Source organism: Clostridioides mangenotii TR, assembly GCF_000498755.1.
Taxonomy (GTDB): Bacteria; Bacillota; Clostridia; order Peptostreptococcales; family Peptostreptococcaceae; genus Metaclostridioides; species Metaclostridioides mangenotii_A.
Genome location: NZ_AXUS01000031.1, coordinates 1 through 21,599, shown reverse-complemented (window position 1 = coordinate 21,599; position 21,599 = coordinate 1). Strand labels below are relative to the sequence as shown.

Annotated in this window: 19 protein-coding genes and 1 riboswitch; of the genes, 18 read left to right on the top strand and 1 reads right to left on the bottom strand. The window is 31.2% G+C overall.

The features are described 5' to 3' along the window. The first annotated feature begins 181 nt into the window (after positions 1 to 181). Entirely contained in the window at positions 182 to 1,216 is a 1,035-nt protein-coding gene (locus T473_RS0113470; RefSeq protein WP_024622372.1) for a threonine aldolase family protein, read from the top strand. Between the two features lie 142 nt (positions 1,217 to 1,358). Then, complete coding sequence (locus T473_RS0113465; RefSeq protein WP_024622371.1) at positions 1,359 to 1,595, top strand: hypothetical protein; 237 nt, start codon at positions 1,359 to 1,361, stop codon at positions 1,593 to 1,595. 214 nt (positions 1,596 to 1,809) lie between these two features. On the opposite strand, the gene T473_RS0113460 is transcribed toward T473_RS0113465, so the two are convergent. Next, positions 1,810 to 2,421, bottom strand: a complete 612-nt coding sequence (locus T473_RS0113460; protein WP_024622370.1) for an NUDIX hydrolase — start codon at positions 2,419 to 2,421, stop codon at positions 1,810 to 1,812. A gap of 260 nt (positions 2,422 to 2,681) precedes the next feature. On the opposite strand from T473_RS0113460, the gene T473_RS18160 reads away from it, so the two are divergent. The 16 genes from T473_RS18160 to T473_RS0113380 all read left to right on the top strand — a co-directional run. Further along, positions 2,682 to 3,188, top strand: a complete 507-nt coding sequence (locus T473_RS18160) for a YbjQ family protein (RefSeq protein WP_161627564.1) — start codon at positions 2,682 to 2,684, stop codon at positions 3,186 to 3,188. 44 nt (positions 3,189 to 3,232) lie between these two features. Next, positions 3,233 to 3,332, top strand: a riboswitch (TPP riboswitch). 112 nt (positions 3,333 to 3,444) lie between these two features. After that, positions 3,445 to 3,747 (top strand): MTH1187 family thiamine-binding protein, encoded by a 303-nt coding sequence (locus T473_RS0113450; RefSeq protein WP_024622368.1) that lies wholly within the window; start codon positions 3,445 to 3,447, stop codon positions 3,745 to 3,747. Further along, the gene (locus T473_RS0113445; protein WP_024622367.1) at positions 3,710 to 4,480 is read left to right on the top strand and encodes an ABC transporter permease; all 771 of its coding nucleotides are present in this window, start codon (positions 3,710 to 3,712) and stop codon (positions 4,478 to 4,480) included. Before T473_RS0113450 ends, T473_RS0113445 begins: the two co-directional genes overlap by 38 nt. Before the next feature lie 92 nt (positions 4,481 to 4,572). Next, positions 4,573 to 5,589, top strand: coding sequence for an ABC transporter substrate-binding protein (locus tag T473_RS0113440; protein WP_024622366.1), 1,017 nt, complete (start codon positions 4,573 to 4,575; stop codon positions 5,587 to 5,589). Beyond that, positions 5,555 to 6,292, top strand: coding sequence for an ABC transporter ATP-binding protein (locus T473_RS0113435; RefSeq protein WP_024622365.1), 738 nt, complete (start codon positions 5,555 to 5,557; stop codon positions 6,290 to 6,292). Before T473_RS0113440 ends, T473_RS0113435 begins: the two co-directional genes overlap by 35 nt. Before the next feature lie 315 nt (positions 6,293 to 6,607). Continuing rightward, positions 6,608 to 9,280, top strand: a complete 2,673-nt coding sequence (locus T473_RS0113430) for a pectate lyase-like adhesive domain-containing protein (RefSeq protein WP_024622364.1) — start codon at positions 6,608 to 6,610, stop codon at positions 9,278 to 9,280. A 46-nt stretch (positions 9,281 to 9,326) separates the two neighbouring features. Continuing rightward, on the top strand, positions 9,327 to 9,938 hold the full coding sequence (locus T473_RS0113425) for a cell wall-binding repeat-containing protein (protein ID WP_024622363.1): 612 nt from the start codon (positions 9,327 to 9,329) through the stop codon (positions 9,936 to 9,938). Positions 9,939 to 9,982: 44 nt separating this feature from the next. Next, positions 9,983 to 10,417, top strand: a complete 435-nt coding sequence (locus T473_RS0113420) for a cell wall-binding repeat-containing protein (RefSeq protein WP_024622362.1) — start codon at positions 9,983 to 9,985, stop codon at positions 10,415 to 10,417. 52 nt (positions 10,418 to 10,469) lie between these two features. Beyond that, entirely contained in the window at positions 10,470 to 11,246 is a 777-nt protein-coding gene (locus tag T473_RS0113415) for a WxL domain-containing protein (RefSeq protein ID WP_024622361.1), read from the top strand. 113 nt (positions 11,247 to 11,359) lie between these two features. Then, positions 11,360 to 12,370: a DUF916 and DUF3324 domain-containing protein gene (locus tag T473_RS0113410; RefSeq protein WP_024622360.1), complete on the top strand. Its 1,011-nt coding sequence runs from the start codon at positions 11,360 to 11,362 to the stop codon at positions 12,368 to 12,370. A gap of 217 nt (positions 12,371 to 12,587) precedes the next feature. Continuing rightward, positions 12,588 to 15,401: a DNA mismatch repair protein MutS gene (mutS, locus tag T473_RS0113405; protein ID WP_024622359.1), complete on the top strand. Its 2,814-nt coding sequence runs from the start codon at positions 12,588 to 12,590 to the stop codon at positions 15,399 to 15,401. Between the two features lie 10 nt (positions 15,402 to 15,411). Further along, the gene (mutL, locus tag T473_RS0113400) at positions 15,412 to 17,478 is read left to right on the top strand and encodes a DNA mismatch repair endonuclease MutL (protein ID WP_024622358.1); all 2,067 of its coding nucleotides are present in this window, start codon (positions 15,412 to 15,414) and stop codon (positions 17,476 to 17,478) included. A 113-nt stretch (positions 17,479 to 17,591) separates the two neighbouring features. Then, complete coding sequence (gene miaA / locus T473_RS0113395; RefSeq protein WP_024622357.1) at positions 17,592 to 18,530, top strand: tRNA (adenosine(37)-N6)-dimethylallyltransferase MiaA; 939 nt, start codon at positions 17,592 to 17,594, stop codon at positions 18,528 to 18,530. 55 nt (positions 18,531 to 18,585) lie between these two features. After that, complete coding sequence (gene hfq / locus T473_RS0113390; protein WP_024622356.1) at positions 18,586 to 18,828, top strand: RNA chaperone Hfq; 243 nt, start codon at positions 18,586 to 18,588, stop codon at positions 18,826 to 18,828. Positions 18,829 to 18,921: 93 nt separating this feature from the next. Then, positions 18,922 to 20,202, top strand: coding sequence for a methionine gamma-lyase family protein (locus T473_RS0113385; protein ID WP_024622355.1), 1,281 nt, complete (start codon positions 18,922 to 18,924; stop codon positions 20,200 to 20,202). A gap of 204 nt (positions 20,203 to 20,406) precedes the next feature. Continuing rightward, positions 20,407 to 21,599, top strand: a 1,193-nt coding sequence (locus tag T473_RS0113380; RefSeq protein ID WP_024622354.1) for a Sapep family Mn(2+)-dependent dipeptidase, incomplete at its 3' end; no start/stop codon positions are given.

The window sequence follows — 21,599 nt, the reverse complement described above, 5'->3', positions numbered from 1 at the left end:
CTATCTTTGGCACTCATAGGTACAAAATTCAGTTATGAGTGCTTTTCTTATAGAAGTTTTTTGCTTAAGCCATAAATAGTCTTTTCCTTTTATCAATTGACAATTTAATAGAATTGATTTAGAATTGTTTTGATTCAATTATTTAAAATTTAGACTATTTAGACTAAAAGGAGATGTTAAAATGTACAGTTTCAAAAATGATTATAGTGAAACAGCACATCCAAAAGTACTACAGAGGATAATTGATACAAACATGGTCCAAGCTGAGGGATATGGACTTGATGAATTTAGTTTTGAAGCGATTGATGCTATCAAATCTAAACTTAAAGACAATAGTGTTGATGTTCACTTTATAAGTGGAGGAACGCAGACAAACCTTCTTGCTACAGCTGCTTTTTTAAGAGCTCACGAAGCTGTTATTTCAGCAGAAAGTGGACATATTGTAGGCAGTGAAACTGGTGCAATAGAAGCTACTGGACATAAAATATTTACAGTTCCAACTACAGATGGTAAATTGACTTCTGATATGGTTAAAAGTGTGTTTAATACACATAGTAACACTAATTTTTCACCATATCCTCGTCTAGTTTTCATATCTAATCCAACTGAAGTAGGAACAGTTTATGATAAAAATGAACTGAAAGCTCTTCATGATTGCTGTAAAGAGCTTGGAATCTATCTATATGTTGATGGTGCAAGATTAGGTTGTGCTATAGCTTTAGATAATGTTGATTTAAGTTTTGAAGATATGCCAAAGGTTTGTGATGCTTTCTACATAGGTGGTACAAAAAATGGAGCAATGTTTGGAGAAGCCTTAGTTATCGATAATGATGATCTTAAAGGTCACTTTAGATGGCATCTAAAACAAAGAGGTGGGCTTTTAGCAAAGACTAGAGCAATGTCAACACAGTTTACTGAGCTTATGAGTAATAATCTTTATGAAGAACTTGCAAGTCATGCAAATGAAATGTCTAATATATTAAGAGAAGGTATTGTAAAAGCAGGATATTCATTTGGAGTAGATTCTCCTACAAACCAAACATTCGCTGAGATACCTAATGATGTACTTAAAGAGTTAGAAAAGAAATACATATATACACCTTGGGATGTAGTTGATGAAAATACAACGTTAGTTCGTTTTATAACATCTTGGGCGACTCCTAAAGATAAGGTTGAAGAGTTTGTTAAAGACATATTAGCTATAGCTAACAAATAAGTAGAATTAAACATAACTTAAAATATAAAGCTTTTTATAGGATAATCAATTGTATTTTTGTTATTATCTTGTAAAGGGCTTTTTTTATTTCGATTTTGTACTTATGGACAATATTAGTTAAATATTTTGAGCTAAGATTCCAATGGTCGGAGCAGGACATTCTGTTTCAAGCTATGCACTTAACTTTGGTAAAAATGTCGGAGTAATAGGTATAAGAGATGAAGTTAGCGACTCTATTAGATGTTCGCTTGGTGAAAATCTTAAGAGCTACTCAAGGCCAGAAGGTATCAACAATGTAAATGATCTATTTAATGAAGTTGGAAAAAATCGCTTCTCAGATCAGTCAAAGAGATGGAATCTGAAGGAGTTGAGGTTATAGCATTAGCATGTACAGGGATATCTAGTATTGGTATTGATAAATACTTAAATGAAATTTCAAATATTCCTGTAATAGATCCAGTTTGCTGAAGCAATTGCTATTAATTCTGTATGTGAATTTAATTATAGATTTAAAAAATAGATATAATTTATATTTAAAGAGAATAGCCAATGTTTTATAATAGCTATTCCCTTTAAATTTAAAAATCCATATATTAATCTTTTAAAAAGTTCAGGAAATTTTGAAGTATTTTAGCTGTCATTCCCCAAATTATATAATCGTCGTACTTATAAAAAAGTATCGATGACTTACCTTTTTGGAATTTATAATCTTTTTTATCTGGTAAATCGCTGTAAGGCATATTGCCAGAAGGTATGATTTCCACATCACTTGTATACTCTTTCGGTGGATTTTCCAAAAGGTATTTAATCGGAACTAAAAAAGTGTGATCAACTTCATCTTTATTTATATTGAAATTTTCTATATCGTTTAGATATCCTAAAAAAGGATGAATAATATAGTTGAAAGACGTGATAAGCAAATCCATTTCAGAAATTATCTCAATGGTATCTTTAGCTGTTCCAAGCTCTTCATACGTTTCTCTAATTGCGGCATCATAAGGGGTTTCGCCAGGATCAATTTTACCTCCGGGAAAAGAAATCTCACCGGGTTGGTGATTCAAGTTTCCTGATCTAAGTTCAAATAATATATGGTGTTCACCATCTCTTCTTACAATAGGTATTAATACTGAAGCACGTTTCATTTCGTCAGCACCGTTTATATACGGTTTGTAGTCTTTAAACATGCTTTTTAAATCATCTATCATGTCATCCTCCATTTGTTTATTAACTAAGTCTACTATAAATATTATACATTATGAGAGTGCTAATTATAAGTTAATTAATAAAATATTAGATAATTCTGTAAATCTTAAGTATTATTGCTTACAAATATGCAAAATTCAACAATTACACTTCTAAATAAGCAAAAGCAATATTATATTTTTAATCTGGCTTTCATTGAGTTTACTCTTATTTAATAGTATAATAGTAGAACTTAAGATTTGGAGGGATGAGGGGTGTTACTATGGCAAAAGGATATTGTGTAATTTGTAATAAAAAGCTAGGATTATTTGATACAGGTGGGGAATGTTATGACTGCATAACTAATAGGATGAAAACAGAAGGTGAAAGAGCTAAAAAGGTGAAAGAGAGCGAATTAGCTGAATCTGAGAGGCTTAGTAAAGAGAGATTCAAAAAAATAATAATGTCGACTACACATACACTAGAAGGTTATTCAATTAAAGAGTACTTAGGTGTAGAAATGGCTGAGATTATCATGGGTACAAACTTTTTGAATGACTTTGCTGCAGGATTTGCAGACTTTTTTGGAACAAGATCAACTGGGTATGAAGATAGCTTAAGTAGCGCGAAAAAAGATGCTTTTGAAATACTACAGTATAAGTGTGAAGAAATAGGTGGAAATGCCATTGTTGGAATAGGTGTGGAGTATATAAGCATGGCTAATAATATGCTTGGAATTGTTATTAATGGAACTGTAGTTAAAATAGAAAAGATAGAAAAAAATGATTAAAATTGTAATATAAATAGAAGTGTAGTATAATCAAAGTATAAAATAAAATATTGTTGGGGAGCTTGTTTGCTGAGAGGAGATTACATCTCGACCCTATGAACCTGTATGGATAATGCCAACGTAGGGAGTGCTAAAGAGTTTAGAGGTCTTATCGTATTGGTAAGGCCTTTTGTGTTTTCTTTATAAGCTTTATTAAACAAAATCATTACCTAGTAGAAATACAAAATTAAAAATAAGATAAAAAGGAGTGAGTTATATGGTAATAGCAGACATAGCAGTAATGCCATTAAGACCTTTCGAAGGTGAAGAGGAAATGTACAAAGTAGTTGACGCTTGTATCGAACTTATTGAAAACAGTGGACTAAAATGTGAAGTAGGTGCAATGAGCACTACAATAGAAGGTGACTTCGATGAGGTATTTGAGGTTATAAAAAAAGCACATAAAATACCATTTGAATTAGGATGCGAAAGAGTTATAACAATAGCTAGAGTAGATGAGAAAGCTGGAGGCCTAACAATAGATGACAAACTTAGAAACCATAGAAAAGGTGAAGAATAGTCTTTATCCTATATTGACGTTTTTATTTATAATTATCTTCTGGCAATTAACAGTTGAATTTTTAGAAATTCCCCAATATATTTTACCAACACCAATAGATATAGTAAAAGTATTTTTTAAAGATTATCAAAATTTGTTTATGCACGCTACAGTGACTATTTTTGAGGCGGTAATCGGATTTATTGTATCGATAACTCTGTCTCTGATTATAGGTGTATTGATGGATTTTGTGGGCATAGTAAAAAAATGCCTATATCCTCTTACACTTGTAACTCAGATGATACCTACAATAACAATCGCACCTCTTCTTATGATTTGGTTTGGATTTGGAACAATGCCTAAAGTGTTAATGGTAACACTTACTTGTTTCTTTCCAATCCTAATAAGTTTTGTAGATGGAATAGAAAATATAGATAGAGATTATTTAAATCTTTTCAAGATAATGAAAGCTGGAAAGTTGAGCACTTTTATACATCTTAAATTTCCTATGTCTTTGGACAAGCTTTTTTCAGGACTTAAGATTTCTTCTACCTACGCTGTTATGGCTGCAACAGTAGCTGAATGGCTTGGAGGAACCAAGGGGCTTGGAGTGTATATGGTTAGATCAAAAAGTGCGTATGCTTTAGATAAGGTGTTTGCATCGACGATATTAGTAGTTATATTTAGTTTGATTTTCGTAGGAATTATTCAGATGATTAGAAAAATTGTATTTAAGCATAGATTATCAAATTAAGTTGAAATACTGATATATTTTGAAAAGAAAATATGTACTATAAAATACTCAAAAAGCTACATCTATTTTAGTAAATTATTATGGAGGGTACTATGAAACTAAAAAAATTAGGAATACTGTGTTTAGTAGCTTTACTTACATTAGGTACAGTGACAGGATGTTCTTCAAATGGAAACAAAGATAAAGAGGCTTCAAAAGGAGATAAATTACAGAAAGTTACTGTAGTTTTAGACTGGACTCCTAATACTAATCACACAGGGCTTTATGCAGCTTTAGACAAAGGTTATTATAAAGATCAGGGATTAGACGTAACAATTGAGCAGCCTCCAGAAAGTGGGGCAGATACTTTGGTTGCAACTGGAAAAGCCGATTTTGCTGTAAGCTATCAAGAGCAAGTTACTTATGCCAAGACTAGTGAAGATCCACTTCCAATAAAAGCAGTAGCTACTATTATACAGCACAATACATCAGGATTTGGTTCTCCTAAAGATAAGAATATAACTACTGCAAAAGACTTTGAAGGAAAAAGCTATGGAGGATGGGGATCACCATCTGAAGAAGCAGTATTCAAAGCTGTTATGAAGAAAGATAACGCAGATTTCAATAAATTAAAAATAGTTAATACAGGTCAAGATGATTTTTTTGCTGCAATGAAGACAGTAGACTTTGCATGGATATTTGAGGGATGGGATGTAGCTAAAGCTCAGATTATGAACTACGACCTAAACTTTATACCTGTTAGAGATCTTGATGAGAGACTTGATTACTATACGCCAATACTAATAACTAACGAAAACTTGATAGAGAAAGATCCTGAATTAGTTAAGAAGTTTTTAAAAGCTACAACTCAAGGATATGAGTATTGTGTAGAAGATCCAAAAGGCGCAGCCGATATATTAGTAAAACACGCTCCAGAAACTGACAAGGAGCTAGCTGTCAAGAGTCAAGAGTATTTAGCTGACAAATATATCGATGATGCACCTAGATGGGGAGAAATGAAGGACATTGTATGGAATAACTATACATCTTTCTTAAAAGAATACAAATTAATTAACAAGGATATGAAGGCAAGTGATGCTTACACAAATGAATTCTTACCAACAAAATAAAAAACTTAAAATATCAGTAGAAAATGTGTCTAAAGATTACGATGGAAGTGAAATTTTACACGATATAAATTTAAAGGTTTATGAAGGTGAATTTATATCTATACTAGGTCCAAGTGGTTGTGGTAAAAGTACGATATTTAATATGATAACAAATTTAACAAGTTGTGATGCTGGGAATATTAGTGTAGATGGTGAATACAGTTATATGTATCAGAAGGATTTACTTTTACCTTATAAAAATATTATCGACAATGTATCTCTTCCTTTGATTCTAAAAAAAGAAAAGAAGAGCATTGCGAGGGATAAAGTAAAACCTTACTTTGATACTTTTGGAATATCTGGTTATGAATACAAATATCCTAATGAACTTTCCGGTGGTATGAAGCAAAGAGCTAATTTCTTAAGAACTTATATAAATTCAGACGATATTATGTTGTTAGACGAACCCTTTGGATCACTAGATTCTATAACTAGAAATTCTATGCAAAAGTGGCTTTTAAATATAAAGGACAAGGTTAACTCAACAATTGTCCTTATAACACACGATATAGATGAGGCTATGATGCTTTCAAACAGAATTTACGTAATATCAGATAAACCATCTACTGTAAAGAAAGAGTTTATTATAGATAAAGAAATTTATAATGAAAAAAATCTAGAAAAGATAGCAGATTTAAGAAAAGGGATTTTAAACTTGTTGTAATTTTTTATAATAAATAATGGATATTAAAGAGGTTAAACTTTAATATCCATTATTTTTTATTAAAAGATTAGATATCAGAAAATTTAAAAATAGGATCAAATTCATGATAAATTTAAGGAGGGTATTTCATTAAATTATTTTACATTTTATATTGAAAAATATTAATTTTATTTATTCACATCAAAAAAATAGCATCTTGCAACATCTAAGATCAAAGTTTCAAATGATTATGCTATAATTTATAAAGTTCAAAGATGCATGATTTTGAACTTTATTGAAGGTCTTTTAAATAAACGAAAAGGAGGTGAAATAAGTGTGTTTAAGAATTTCAAGTTAGTAATTTCTATATTCCTAAGCGTTATTCTTTTAAATAATCCGGTATCTAATATTTATGCATTTTCAAGTAACAATGAGTTTTTTAATAGTAAAAATTTATCAAAAAATCTCGATGATAATGATGGAGTCTCTAGTAACAAAAGTTTAAAAGAAAACTCTAATGGTAAAGAAATTAATAGATCACAAACAAAAGAAAATACTATAGCAGAATCTTTTGCGGATGCGAATGAGGTAGAGGTGTCTAATTGGAGAGAATTTGAGAGTGCTTATAATGATTCTAGTGTTAAAAAAATAAAACTTACAAGTGATATAGAAAAAACTACTACTGCGGCATTAAAAGCAAGAAGCACTAGCATTGAAATTGATGGGCGTAGTGAACACCCTGATGAGAATGGTAACTATTATTATAAATTAGCTTTATCTTTTAAGAGCACAAATTCAACTCTTCCATTTAAGGCTGCAACTGAGGTTCAGATTTTTGATATGCATGATTTAATAATATCGCAAAAAGGAATAGGCACTATAGGTGTAGGGGATAGTCCTTTACTGAAGAAAGCGTTTATAACATATGCTGCTACTGCTGATAGTAGAAATTGGAAATTTAGATTTGGAAATATATCTACTGATGATACTACAGATATTGAAGGAGCAGCTATTGGTAGATTATTAATGGCATATAATGCAGAAATAACTTTTTATGGCGCGGTAAACCTTAGAACTACAGCTGAAATAGCCTATCCAGGTAGTGTTGTTTTTGAGAGAAATACTGAGTTTATGGGGAAAGTCGTGACAAAAGATGTGTCATGTTTTTGGTACTATGGTATTGCATCAGGGACTGGAAGCAGCAGAAATTTTACTGCATTAGATGGTGCTAAAGTAAATATTCAAGGATCAAAGGGTACTACATTCCCGGCTATCTATGAACAATATAATACTGTTGAAATAGGTGAAGAAAATGGTTCTGGAGCTGATTTTTCTATAACTATGAAAGGCTATCCATTTGATACCTATAAAGCAGGTCAAAAATTTATAGCAAATACAAATTCAAAAGTAAATATTACAACTACAGGTACAAGTAATGTAATAAATTTAGACGCGGCGAATTCAGAATTTCATATACGTAAAGATGCAGAATTTTATGCTATTGCTAAGCCAACTTATTATATTATAAATATTACAGGCGCAAATTCTATCTTTGAGATAGATAGTGCAGCAAAGTATGATATAAGGCATATGGGCAAAGGACAAGCGATAAATAACTATTACTATAATGACCATGTTTATCTAAACAATGTGGATGTATCGCTTTGGAATAGGAAACACGATTATATGGGGTCAGCAACTTATGATTTTGGTGACATTGAATCATTTGATGCTACTGGATCAACAACAGTGACATCTAGTAATGAAAATTTAGTTAATGAGTTTAATAAAATAGAAAATGGCCAAGTTAGATTTCAAAAGTACTCGAGAATATCGGGTATCAACACAAAGCCAGAAGTAGAATTCGTCACGAGAGAAGAGGCAACTTCTTCAACTAATTGGGTACCAAGCCCTAATGATTCTGATAGAATATTCACTGTTACTGATGCCGATAAAAAAGTTGAGGCGAGAGTAATTAAAGGATGGGTACCAGATGAAAATGGTATAGATGAGTTTGGTAATGTAAACTTAATACCAGTTTACACTGGAAGTAGTTATGCTGATATTACTTTATCTAGCAGTATTAATAATGAAGAGCATACAATGACAGCAAATTCAGAGGGGTTATATAAATATACATTGTCAGATTACTATCCAGTTGGAACCATAATTAAGGCATATGCTACTAAAAAACTAGATACTTCGGAAGATAATAAAGGGCCAGTTTCTGAGATTGAGGTAAGAGATGCAACACCACCAGATCCAGTAACTTTAAACACAGATGTCGATATGCTAACAAAGAAGATTGTAGGTACAGGCGAGCCGGGTGCTACTATAACATATAAGATTAATGGAACTGATGCTAAGGAGAACAGCACTCAAATAACAGCAATAGTTGATGAAAAAGGAAAATGGGAAGTTAATACACCTGAAGAAATAGGTGCTAGCGGGCAAGTTTTTGAAGTAGGAGATATTCTTCAATTTTTTTCCACTGATTCAGTTGGAAATACTACGCCAATCAATCAAGTAACCTATAGGGATAGAACTTTTGAAAAAGGTACGATAATAACAATTGTAGACGGAAGCTTAACGTTTCAGGTACCTTCGAATATTACATTTGGAGATATATCTTATACTGCCCTAAAAGGTGCAAAGGGATGGGGTAGTATAGCAGATCAAACTCTTGATGTAACTGATACTAGAACAGTAAAGAAAGAATGGACTTTAAAAGCAAGTATGTCTAAACAATTGACTAATACCGATGGAACAAAAACTTATAATAATGCCATATATTATGTTTTTAATAATGATAGTAGACAAGTTATAACAGACAATTTGATTCTGATAAAAAGTCATAAAAATAAAGACAATTCTCCCTATGTTCTACTAGAAAACGATAGGAAAAATGGTCAAGGCTTATATATTGATGTGCCTGGAGCCGGAATCATATCTGGCGAATACAGCGCAACAATAGAATGGAATTTAGAAGATGTTCCTGTAATATTTTAGTTTGCAAAAAAATCTCTAAAATAAAAATTTATTGAAGGGAGTAAAAATGAAATTTAAATTATTGTCAAAAATAGGCATTTGTTTTTGTGTAATGTCTCTTTTACCTGTAGGTACGGCTTTTGCTACTGATGATCTTGTAAAAAGACAATCAAATTCTGATGTTGGAATTAGATTTGAAGATAGTGGTAATTCAGGTGGCGGTGGAGTGAATCCGGAGCCAAAGGCAGCGTCAGTGGTGCTGGCAAGTGGCGAAAAATACACGGATATTTTAACATCTGCAGTGCTTGCCAACGAAAAAAATGCTTCAATCCTCCTAACTCAAATAAATAACATAGGTCTAACAACTTTAGAAGAAATTGATAGACTTAAAGTTAAAGATATAATAATTGTTGGTGGTGAAGATTCAGTATCTAAAAATGTCGAAATACTTATTAATAATTATGGTAAAAAGACAAAGTCAAGCTATAAAATAACAAGATTAGCCGGATCTGATAGATACGAGACCGCGGTTAAAGTAGGCAATGAAGTAAGAAAAATTACAAAGAGGTTAGAAGATTCAGTATTAGTTGATGGAACTAATTTTTCAGACATAATAACAATTTCTTCATATGCGGCGCAAAGAAGGATACCCATACTTCTAACAGAACCAAAAAAATAAATCCAACTACATATGAATCTCTGTATAGATGGGGAATCAACAATGTGACGATAGGTGGAGGATATAATTCAGTTTCAGCATTTATTGAAAAAGATCTAGAAGATTTTAAAAAAATAAGATTTGCTGGATCTGACAGATACGAGACTGCCACAGTAATTGGTGAAGAGTTAAGGAAGTTAACTGGAAATAAAACGGATTTAGCTTTAGTAGATGGGACTAATTTCCCAGATGGTATAACTATAAATCCTTTGGCAGCTGATATTGGTGCGCCTATATTACTTACAAATCCAAAAAAACTAACAGATATAACAAGATCTAAGATTAAGGATTGGAAAATAGAAAAAGTAATAATTGGTGGAGGATATGATTCAGTTTCGAAAGAGGTTCAAAATCAACTTTCAACTTTAAAAAGTGAGAGGATTTCCGGGAAAGATAGATATGATACAGCAATAAAAATATCTCAAAGGCTTAGAAAGTAAAATTATTTATAATAAAAAAATTTGATTTATATTAATGGAGGGAATAATTATTATGAAATTTAAAAAATTATCAAAGTTAGTAGTTGTATCTGGGTTAGTTATAGCATTTGGAACAAGTTCAATATTTGCAGTAGATGGAGGAGTTAAAGACTCAAATGTTGGAGTTAGATTTGTAAAATCAGATGTTCCAACACCACCTGTAGATCCGGAGAATCCAGACGAAATAATAGATCCATTTCCAGAGGGAGGTGGAACTAATGGGCCTTTATCAATAGATTTCGTTTCGGATCTTGATTTTGGCGAACAAAAAGTATCAAGTCAAGATGAAACGTATTATGCTTTACCACAAAAAACATGGGCAGCAGGACAAGACAAAGTTAATGAAGAACCAGCTGGGCCAGAAAAACCAAACTTTGTTCAAGTTACAGATAGTAGAGGGCTTGAAACAGGATGGGAATTAACTGTTCAGCAAAATGGACAACTAAAAACAAGTGACGATAAAGTATTAACAGGAGCTGAGCTAATATTTAGAAATGCTAATATAGTTACAAATGCAGAATCAGGAAAACCTATATTAGGGGGAGAGGCTGACACAAGTTCATCTATAGCAGGAGCTACTAAATTAACTTTAAATACAGATGGAAGTAAAGTATCTGTTATGAAAGCAGAAGATGGAAAAGGTGCAGGAACATTTTTAACTGTTTTTGGAAATACTAGTACTAAAGATTCAAGTATAGAGTTATTTGTTCCAAAAGGTACTACTAAATATGCCGGTAAAGACTATAAAACTACATTAACTTGGACATTAACTGATACTCCACAAATATAGATTAAATGATGATTAAAGTAAAATATAATATCAGACGAAAAGATAATTCATTTAAGAAGTAATTGATTTTACTTATTTTAAAATACAGGGAGATTAAATAATATGAAAAAAAATTGACATCAATTATAACATCGGTTCTTGTTATTTTTATGATGTTTACAAATACATCTTATTCTGCTGAATTAAATTTCTCTGTTCATACTGTAATACCAGAGAACCAAATAGATAAAAGTAAAACATATTATAATATTTTTGTTAAACCTAACAATGAACAAGTGTTAAAAATGGTTCTTAAAAATACTACAGATAAAGATAGAGTTATTAATGTTTCAATCAATTCAGCTACAACAAATACAAATGGGGTAATTGATTATGGAAAAAATAATATAAAAAACGACCCTACTTTAAAATATGACATGTCTGAAATAGTTTCAGTACCATCAGAAATAACTGTTCCTATGCATGGAGAATATACATTAGAAATGAACGTTAAGACTCCTATTGAGGTCTTCGATGGAGTTTTAGCAGGAGGCATTCAGTTACAAGAGAAAGAAAAAGAGGCTAAAAAAGATAAAAATTCTATGATAACAAACAAATACAATTATGTAGTAGGTATTTTGTTATTTGAAAATATAGATCAAGTTATAGATCCAGAGCTTAAATTAAATAAAGTAATGCCTACGCAGGATAATGCTAGAAATGTTATTTCGTCCAATCTTCAAAATATAATGCCGACTTTTATAAAAAATATGTCAGTGCATACAAAGGTATATAAGAAAGATGATGCAAATAAAAATGTAATGTATTCTTCTGAAACTGAAGATATGCAGATGGCACCCAATTCAAACTTCAATTATTTAACTAGACTTGAGGGTAAAAAGTTAAACCCGGGTGTTTATATTTTAAATTTGGTGGCGACTTCAGAACAGAACAAGTGGGAGTTTAAGAAAGAGTTTGTTATAAAAGATGATATAGCTAAGAAATTAAATTCTAGTGATGTCAGTATAGACGACAGCTTTAATTGGCTTTATATTATAGTTGGAGCACTTGTATTTGTAATAATATTATTAATAGGTTTATTAATAGTTATATTAAAGAAAAAGAAAAAATCGAGTGATCTATAAAAAATACAAATTTAGATAATATAAAAGAGCCCCATATGGGAGATAGCAACAGAAAATAAATATAATGAGAAACTTTAAAGGGGTCGCCTTAAATCTGATTGAAAATATTAGTTTTGAGACAACCCCTTTAAACATATTAAAATATTTATGTTATAATTATTTTAGGTTTCAAAATTAAATTTAGTTAAATTGTTGAATTTATGAAAGGGGGTAGATCATGAAAATTGATAGAAATCGTCTTACACCTATGATGAGACAGTATTTTGATGTAAAAGAGAGATATGCAGACTGCATATTGTTTTTTAGATTGGGAGACTTTTATGAAATGTTCTTCGAAGATGCGATAATAGCTTCTAAAGTCTTAGAGATCGCTTTGACGGGAAAATCATGCGGACTAGATGAAAGAGCTCCGATGTGTGGAATTCCATATCATGCAGTTGATGCTTATATAACAAAACTTATAGAGAATGGATACAAGGTGGCTATAGGAGAGCAATTAGAAGACCCAGCAACTACTAAGGGAATTGTTAAGAGAGATGTTATAAGGGTAATTACTCCAGGAACAGTGCTTGAAGGGAGCTTACTAGATAATAAAAAGAACAACTACCTCTTATCTATATATAAAGATGGAAAAGATGTAGGTTTAACTTATGTCGATATAAGTACAGGGGAAACGAATGCTACATATCTACCAAGCAGTAAGGTTGTTGAAGAAATAGCCAAAATCGGACCTACAGAAATCATTGTAAATGATTTAAATTTTATAGATGAACTGAGAAATATAGCTACGATAAACAATATATACATAAATGAAAATTTCAACATAGATTATCTGGATGAAAGTATCATAGGTAAGTATTTTAGCAAAGACTATATCAAAAAAATTGTATTTGATAAAAAGGGACTTATTAAATTTAGCCTTTCTATAATACTTAATTATATATACAGCACTCAGAAACAGATAACTTCAAATATAAACAGCGTTAATGTATATAATTCTCAGGAATACATGGTACTGGATGTTTTCACAAGAACTAATCTAGAGCTTACTCAGACTATTAGAGGAAGCAAAAAGAAAGGTTCATTGCTTCATGTACTTGATAAGACATCTACTGCTATGGGAGGAAGACTACTTAGAAAATACGTAGAGGAGCCACTGATTAGAAAAGATAAAATAGAAAATAGACTAGATGTTATTGAAGAGATAAAAAATGATTTCTCTTTAAGAGAAGACCTAAACTATATTCTTAAAAAAATTTACGATATAGAGAGAATTTGCGGTAAAATTGCCTTTGAAAAAGTAACTCCTAAAGAGATGATAAACCTCAAAAACTCGGTGGAAAAACTACCGGAGTTAATAAGTATAGTTAATTCTTCAGAGGCGTTGAAATTAAAAAAATACTCTGGAAATATGGACAACCTGGATGACCTATACAACTTAATTGAAGAATCTATACTAGAGGAACCATCATTAACAATAAAGGACGGAAATATTATAAAGTCAGAGTTTAATGATGAGTTGGATGAACTTAGAAATATCTCTAAAAACGGCGCATTTATGATTAAAGAAGTTGAAAATAGAGAGAGAGAAAAAACAGGAGTTAGGTCTTTAAAAATCGGATTTAATAAGGTGTTTGGTTACTATATAGAGATAACTAAGGCTAACTTCGAAAATGCTAAAATAGATGACACTTATATAAGAAAACAGACTTTAAGTAATGCCGAGAGATATATTACTCCAGAACTAAAGGAAATAGAAGAAAAGATATTAAATGCAGAAGATAAGATAAAAAATCTAGAGTACGAAATTTTTGTTAATATTAGAAACTCTATATATAAAAATATTGATAGAATTCAAAAGGTTGCAAATACAATAGCAAATATAGATGTTTTTGTATCTATGGCAACTGTAGCGCATCATAACAATTATATAAAGCCTAATATTAATACTGAAGACAGATTAGACATAAAAAACGGAAGACATCCAGTTATTGAAAATATAGTTGGAGAGGAAAATTTCGTTCCCAATGATACTTACCTAAACTCTGGTGAAAACATAATAAATATAATAACCGGTCCTAATATGTCGGGTAAATCTACTTATATGAGACAAAGTGCAATTATATCGTTGATGGCACATATAGGCTCGTTTGTACCAGCAGATTACGCTGATATACCTATTATGGATAGAATTTTTACTCGTGTAGGGGCTAGTGACGACTTATCTCAAGGACAGTCTACATTTATGGTTGAGATGACAGAGGTTTCATTGATACTACAAAATGCTACTGAAAAAAGTTTGGTTATACTAGACGAAATCGGTAGGGGTACAAGTACATATGATGGAATAAGTTTAGCTTGGTCAATAGTTGAATATATACAAAATAACATAAAGTGCAAAACTTTATTTGCAACGCATTATCACGAACTAACTGATTTAGAAAATGAATTTAAAGATGTTAAAAACTACTCTATAGCTGTAAAAGAAGAAGGGGATGGTATAGTATTTCTTAGAAAAATAATACCTCAAGGAGCTGACAAGAGTTATGGAATATACGTAGCCGAGCTTGCGAAACTTCCATCTAAAGTGATAAATAGAGCAAAAGATATACTAAAGGACTTAGAGCAAAATCATATATACAATGCTAGTGCTCTCAATAGTATTGCAATTACATCTGATAATAGTACTGAAGTAGAGAATATAAACGAACCATTAAAAACTGACAATAAACCTAGTGCAGATACATTTGATCAAATGAAAAGAGAGCTTGATAAAATAGATAACAATAATGTAAAGATTCAGTACGATTCATTAAAGAAAGAGTACGATATGCTTCTTAAAGAAACTAAACTACTTAAGAAAAACTCATCAAAAGAGCAGAGTCAAGCACAGATATCATTTGATAATATTGATAAAGATGTTGAGTTGGCTAAAGAAATATCATCACTTGATATACTAAACATGACTCCGCTAGATGCAATGTCAGCTCTTTATAATCTTCAAAAGAAAGCAAAGGAAATCAGTTCATAGGAGGGATTATATAATGAATAGAATCAATATCCTAGATGATATAACCATAAATAAAATAGCAGCAGGTGAAGTTGTCGAAAGACCGTCATCTGTTTTAAAAGAGCTCGTTGAAAACTCTATAGATGCAAATTCATCAAAGATCGCAGTCGAGATAATAGACGGCGGAAAAGAAACTATAAAGATAGTTGACAATGGAGATGGTATTGCTTCAAGTGAAGTAGAAAAATGTTTTTTAAGACATGCTACTAGTAAAATAAAAAATATAGAAGATCTTTATGAAATATATTCACTTGGATTTAGAGGTGAAGCAATGTCGTCTATATCATCAGTTTCTAAGCTTGAAATGATAACCAAATCCAAGGATGAGCCTATAGGAACAAAAATAGTAGTCGAAGGTGGGAAGATCGTATCAAAAGAGCCAATTGGTACTCCAAATGGAACTACAATTTTTATTAAAGATTTATTTTTTAATACACCAGCTAGAAAGAAGTTCTTAAAGTCTACCCATGCTGAAACGATTAATATAAGTGATTGGATAAACAAACTTGCAATTGGAAATCCAAATATACAGTTTAAGTATGTAAATAACGGCAGAAGCATGTTAAACACTCCAGGAGATGGAAATTTAATAAGTGCTATAAGAAGTATTTATGGGAAAGAAGTATCAGATAATTTGATAGATATGGATTTTGAATCGAGATACTTTAAAGTAAATGGATATATAAGTAACAATAATTTATACAGATCCAATAAAAACTTACAACATATATATATCAACAATAGATTTGTAAAGAGCAAAGTCGTGATAAATGCTCTTACAGAAGGATATAAGTCTATAATACCAATAGGTAAACATGCAGTATGTTTTTTAAATGTATATGTAGATCCTGCAAAAATAGATGTGAATATACATCCAAACAAATTAGAAGTTAAATTTGAAAGAGAACACGAAATATATATCGAACTCAGAGACTATATTCAACAAAGATTGTTAAGTTCTAACCTAATAGGAAAATATGCGACTTACAGTAGCAAAAAATCACTGCGTGTTGCTGATGCCAATCTTTCAAACTTAAAACCTTATAGTGAGAAAGCAAGTATTGTAAATGAAGTCAGACAAAATAGCTTTAACAACAATGAGAATAATATAAATCAAAATTCAATGCCTCACAGTAGCTTTAGCTATAGTAAAGATGTAAATATTGATAAAGGCCAAGATAACAATAGGTTTAGTGAAATTAGGGAATCTGAGGAAGCTTTTAGAGTAAATGTCGATAAAAAGAATGAAAATATTGAACCTATTACTATAAATGAATCACATATAAGCGAATTTCAATCTGTAAATGAAATCCTAAATTCTGTTAATGTAGAGGAATTACTAGAAAAAAATCAGGAAGAAAAACCCGAAAATATTCAAGGAGAATTTACTAACCAGAGCAGTATAGAATTTATAGATAAAGATGACAAAGAAGTTAAACATCAAGATGGAGAATTCAGTTTAAATCTAAATGATTATACTGTTATTGGTGTACTTTTTAGAACATATATAATCCTAGAAAAAGGTGAATCTATGTTTTTATTAGACCAACATGCTGCTCATGAAAGAATTTTATATGAAAGATACATGGATAAGTTCTACAGACAAGATATAAATATGCAAATCCTCCTAGATCCAATTGTTATGGAAGTTTCTAATGTAGACATGCTTCACATAGAAGAAAACCTCGATCTATTTATCAAATTTGGATTTGAAGTTGAGATATTTGGAAACAATCATATTATGGTAAGAAGTGTACCTACAATATTTGGAACTCCAGAGACTGAGAAATTTATACTTCAAATTATAGATAATCTTGAAGGTATAAAAAACAATTATGATTTAAAAGTTGAGAGATTTGCTACAATGGCATGTAAATCGGCAATAAAAGCGCATGACAAGATATATGATATAGAAATAAAAAGCTTGTTCGATCAACTTGAAAAATGCAACAATCCTTTTACTTGCCCTCATGGACGTCCGGTAATTGTTGAGATATCAAATTATGAGATAGAAAAAATGTTTAAGAGGGTAATGTAAAAAAGTCAATAAAGTCGATAACATTAAGAGACTCAGTAAATAAAGAAAATCAATAAAAATGAAAGAAAGAGATTTAATTGAAATAAATTAGTATTTTATTAGAGAGGAAAATTATGAATAAGATACCTATAATAATACTTACAGGTCCTACTGCTGTTGGAAAAACAGATCTTTCTATTGAACTTGCTAAAGCTTTAGATGCAGAGATTATTTCAGCTGATTCAATGCAGTTATATGAATATATGGATATTGGAAGCGCGAAGGTTAGCAAAGAGGAAATGGACGGTGTAAAGCACTACATGATAGATGAAGTCAAGCCTGACTATCCATTTTCAGTATCTGAGTTTCAACAGAGGTCGAAAAAGTATATTGAAGATATACACAAAAGAGGAAAAAAAGTCATAATAACTGGTGGCACAGGCCTTTATTTAAATTCTTTAATCTATGAAATGGACTTTGGAAAATCGAAGGCAAATACAGAACTTAGAGATAAACTTCAACTTGAGTTAGAAGAAAAAGGTTCTGATTATATGCACGATAAGCTTAGAGATCTAAATGAAGATGCTGCAAATAGAATCCATAAGAACAACACTAAAAGAGTGATGAGAGCATTAGAAGTAGAGCTAAACGGTGAAAAAATGAATGATTTTTCCAAAGATCTAAAGTTCAATGAAAATTACTACCCTATAATTATTATATTAAATAGAGATAGGGCAAATTTATATAATAGAATTAACCTAAGAGTAGATATAATGCTTGAAAATGGATTGATAGATGAAGTAAAAGGCATATTAGATATGGGCTACAACAAAGATCTTATATCTATGCAGGGTATAGGGTACAAAGAGATACTTAAATACCTTGATGGCGAATACACATATGAAGAAGCTGTTGAGATAATAAAAAGAGATTCCAGAAAGTATGCAAAACGCCAAATTACTTGGTTTAAGAGATATAAAGATGCTCCGTGGTTCGATGTTGAAATTCTCAATAGCAAAGAGTTGAAAAAAGAAATATTGCAATATATTGAAAAAATGCTTTATATTATGTAGAATGATAGAGATGAGATATATTTAGTTTTTAATTATTTTATAGGGGGTAAATATGATGAGAAATACAGTTCTTAATTTGCAAGACCTATTTTTAAACACATCTAGAAAAGAAAAAATAGCGGTTACAGTTTATATGCTTGATGGTTCAAGTCTAGATGGTGTAGTTAAAGGATTTGATAGTTATATTGTTTTATTAGAAAAAAGCGATAAATCTCAGCAGATGATATACAAACATGCAATAGCTAGTATCAAGCCTAGTAAATATATTGGACTTGGAAACAATAATCAAAATAAATAATGAGTAAAATAATAAAAGCAGATAAAAGCTATTTTAACTAGAAGCTTTATCTGCTTTAGTTATTTATTAAACTAATAGACAAAAGGTGAGAAAATGTTAAACGAGACAAGAGAATTTTTAAAACAGATGTACAATATAGATGATGAAACATTTAAGTTATCTGAAGAAGTTTTATCAGATGTAAAAGATAAATTTGAAGAATTGAAAGAAATTAGGGAGTACAATCAGTATAAAGTGTTAAATGCTATGCAGGATGCTAAACTTAGCGATCAACATTTCAACTGGACAACGGGTTACGGGTACAACGACATAGGTCGTGAAAAAGTAGAAGAAATATATTCAAAAGTCTTCCATACAGAAGATGCACTAGTTAGACCAATAATAGTAAATGGTACACACGCCCTTTCATTATGTGTACAGGGATTAGTAAGACCTGGAGATGAGATTCTTTCGATAACTGGTAAACCCTATGACACTCTTGAAGGAGTAATTGGAATCAGAGAAGAAAAGGGATCTCTAAAAGAATACGGAGTAACATATGAACAAGTTGATTTCTTAGAAAATGGTAATGTAGATTTAGATGGAATAAAACAAAAAATAAACGAGAAAACTAAACTAGTTATGATTCAGAGATCTAAGGGGTACTCTTGGAGAAAATCTCTATCAATAGCTGATATTAAAGAGGCTATTGAAGTTGTAAAATCAGTAAATCCCGATCTAACAGTTATGGTTGACAACTGTTACGGAGAATTTCTAGATATACAAGAACCCACTGATGTTGGAGCAGACGTTATGGCAGGATCGCTTATCAAGAATCCAGGTGGAGGTTTGGCACTTACTGGTGGGTATATTGTTGGAAAGAGCGACCTTATTGAACAGATTTCCTACAGAATGACTTCTCCTGGTGTTGGAAAAGAGTGTGGGCTTACTTTTGGAACTACAAGAAGTGTACTCCAAGGTTTCTTTATTGCGCCATATATTGTATCACAAGCTGTTATGGGGGCAATTTTCTGCGCTAGACTTTTTGAAAAATTAGGATATGATGTACTTCCTAAACACGATGAAAACAGAAGCGATATTATCCAGTGTATAAGACTAAATAATGCCGATGAAGTAATAAAATTCTGCGAAGGAATTCAAGCAGCAGCTCCAGTTGATTCTTATGTTACACCAGTACCTTGGGAAATGCCAGGGTATGAGAGTGAAGTTATAATGGCAGCAGGGGCGTTTATTCAAGGATCTTCTATTGAATTAAGTGCAGATGCTCCAATAAGACCTCCGTACAATGTTTACTTTCAAGGGGGGCTTACTTTTGATCACTCTAAGATGGGAGCTCTTAAGGCAGTTGAATATATAAATAAACTAAAAAAATAAGAATATTTTATGTCTTAAAAGACCAAAATGTTTAATATACAGATAATGCAAAATACAAAATGAGTAATATAAATTAAGTAATAAGAAATAAGTAAATAAGTAATAAGTCAACGAGATAATAAATCAGTGATAACTTTCAATAAATAAATATTTAAGGTTTCTTTAATTTTAAGATTTTATAATTACGATACTGGAGGTGATTCTATGAAACAAGAGATACTAAAAAAAGTTGAATCTCTACAAGGTGAAATGGTAAGTTCAATACAAGGAGCTATTAAAATTCCAAGTGTAATTTCTGACAAAGAAGGCAATTATCCATTTGGTGAAAAAATAGATAAAGCCCTTAGATATATGTTGGATTTATGCGAGTCGCTTGGGTTTAAAACAGTTTACAAAGATGGATACTATGGATATGCAGAAATCGGCGAAGGCGAGGAAATTATCGGAATTTTAGGACATGTCGATGTAGTTTCTGAGGGAAGTTATAAAAGTTGGAAGTTTCCTCCGTTCGAAGGCGTTATACACGATGGTAAAATCTATGGGAGAGGAACGCAAGATGATAAAGGACCCACTATTTCAGCAATATACGCAGCTAAAACTCTAGTGGATTTGGGAGTAAAGTTGAATAAGCGTATTAGATTTATATTTGGAACAGATGAAGAAAATCTCTGGAGATGTATAAATAAATACAAAGATAACAATGAAGAAATGCCTACTTATGGATTTACGCCAGATGCTAAATTTCCGATAATCAATGCTGAAAAAGGACTTTTACAAGTAAATCTAAGCTGCAAGAGCAACAGTGATATAGATTTAAGTGTAGGCGAATCATTAAATGCTGTTCCAGGTAAAGCAATATACATCGGCAAACACATAAATAGATTAAAAAAAGAGTTAGATAGACTAAAATATGACTACATAGTCGATGGAAATAAGATTTCTATAAAAGGTAAGAGCGTTCACTCTGCAGTGAGTGAGACCGGAATAAACGCGCTTACAAGACTTTGTATCGCACTTAATAACATAGGAGTTAAATCAAAAACTGTAAAGTTTTTGGCCGAAGTTATAGGCGAAGATGCAAATGGACTAAATATAGTTAAAAACTGTGTAGATGATATATCTGGTAAACTGACTGTAAATGCCGGTAAATTGCTAATTAAAGAAGATGAAGAAATAGCAGGTCTAGATATAAGAGTTCCTGTGACATACAAAGTAGAAGAGGTAGTTTGTAATTTAAAAAAATTAGCAGAAAAATATGAATTAGAATATGAAGATTTTCGCAGTCAAATAGAATACAGGAATAAGTTCAGTTTGAAACTCGATGATATATTTGGAGGAGATCCAATTATAAACAATTATAAATGGATTTTATATAATCAGATAAGTGGTTATTCAAA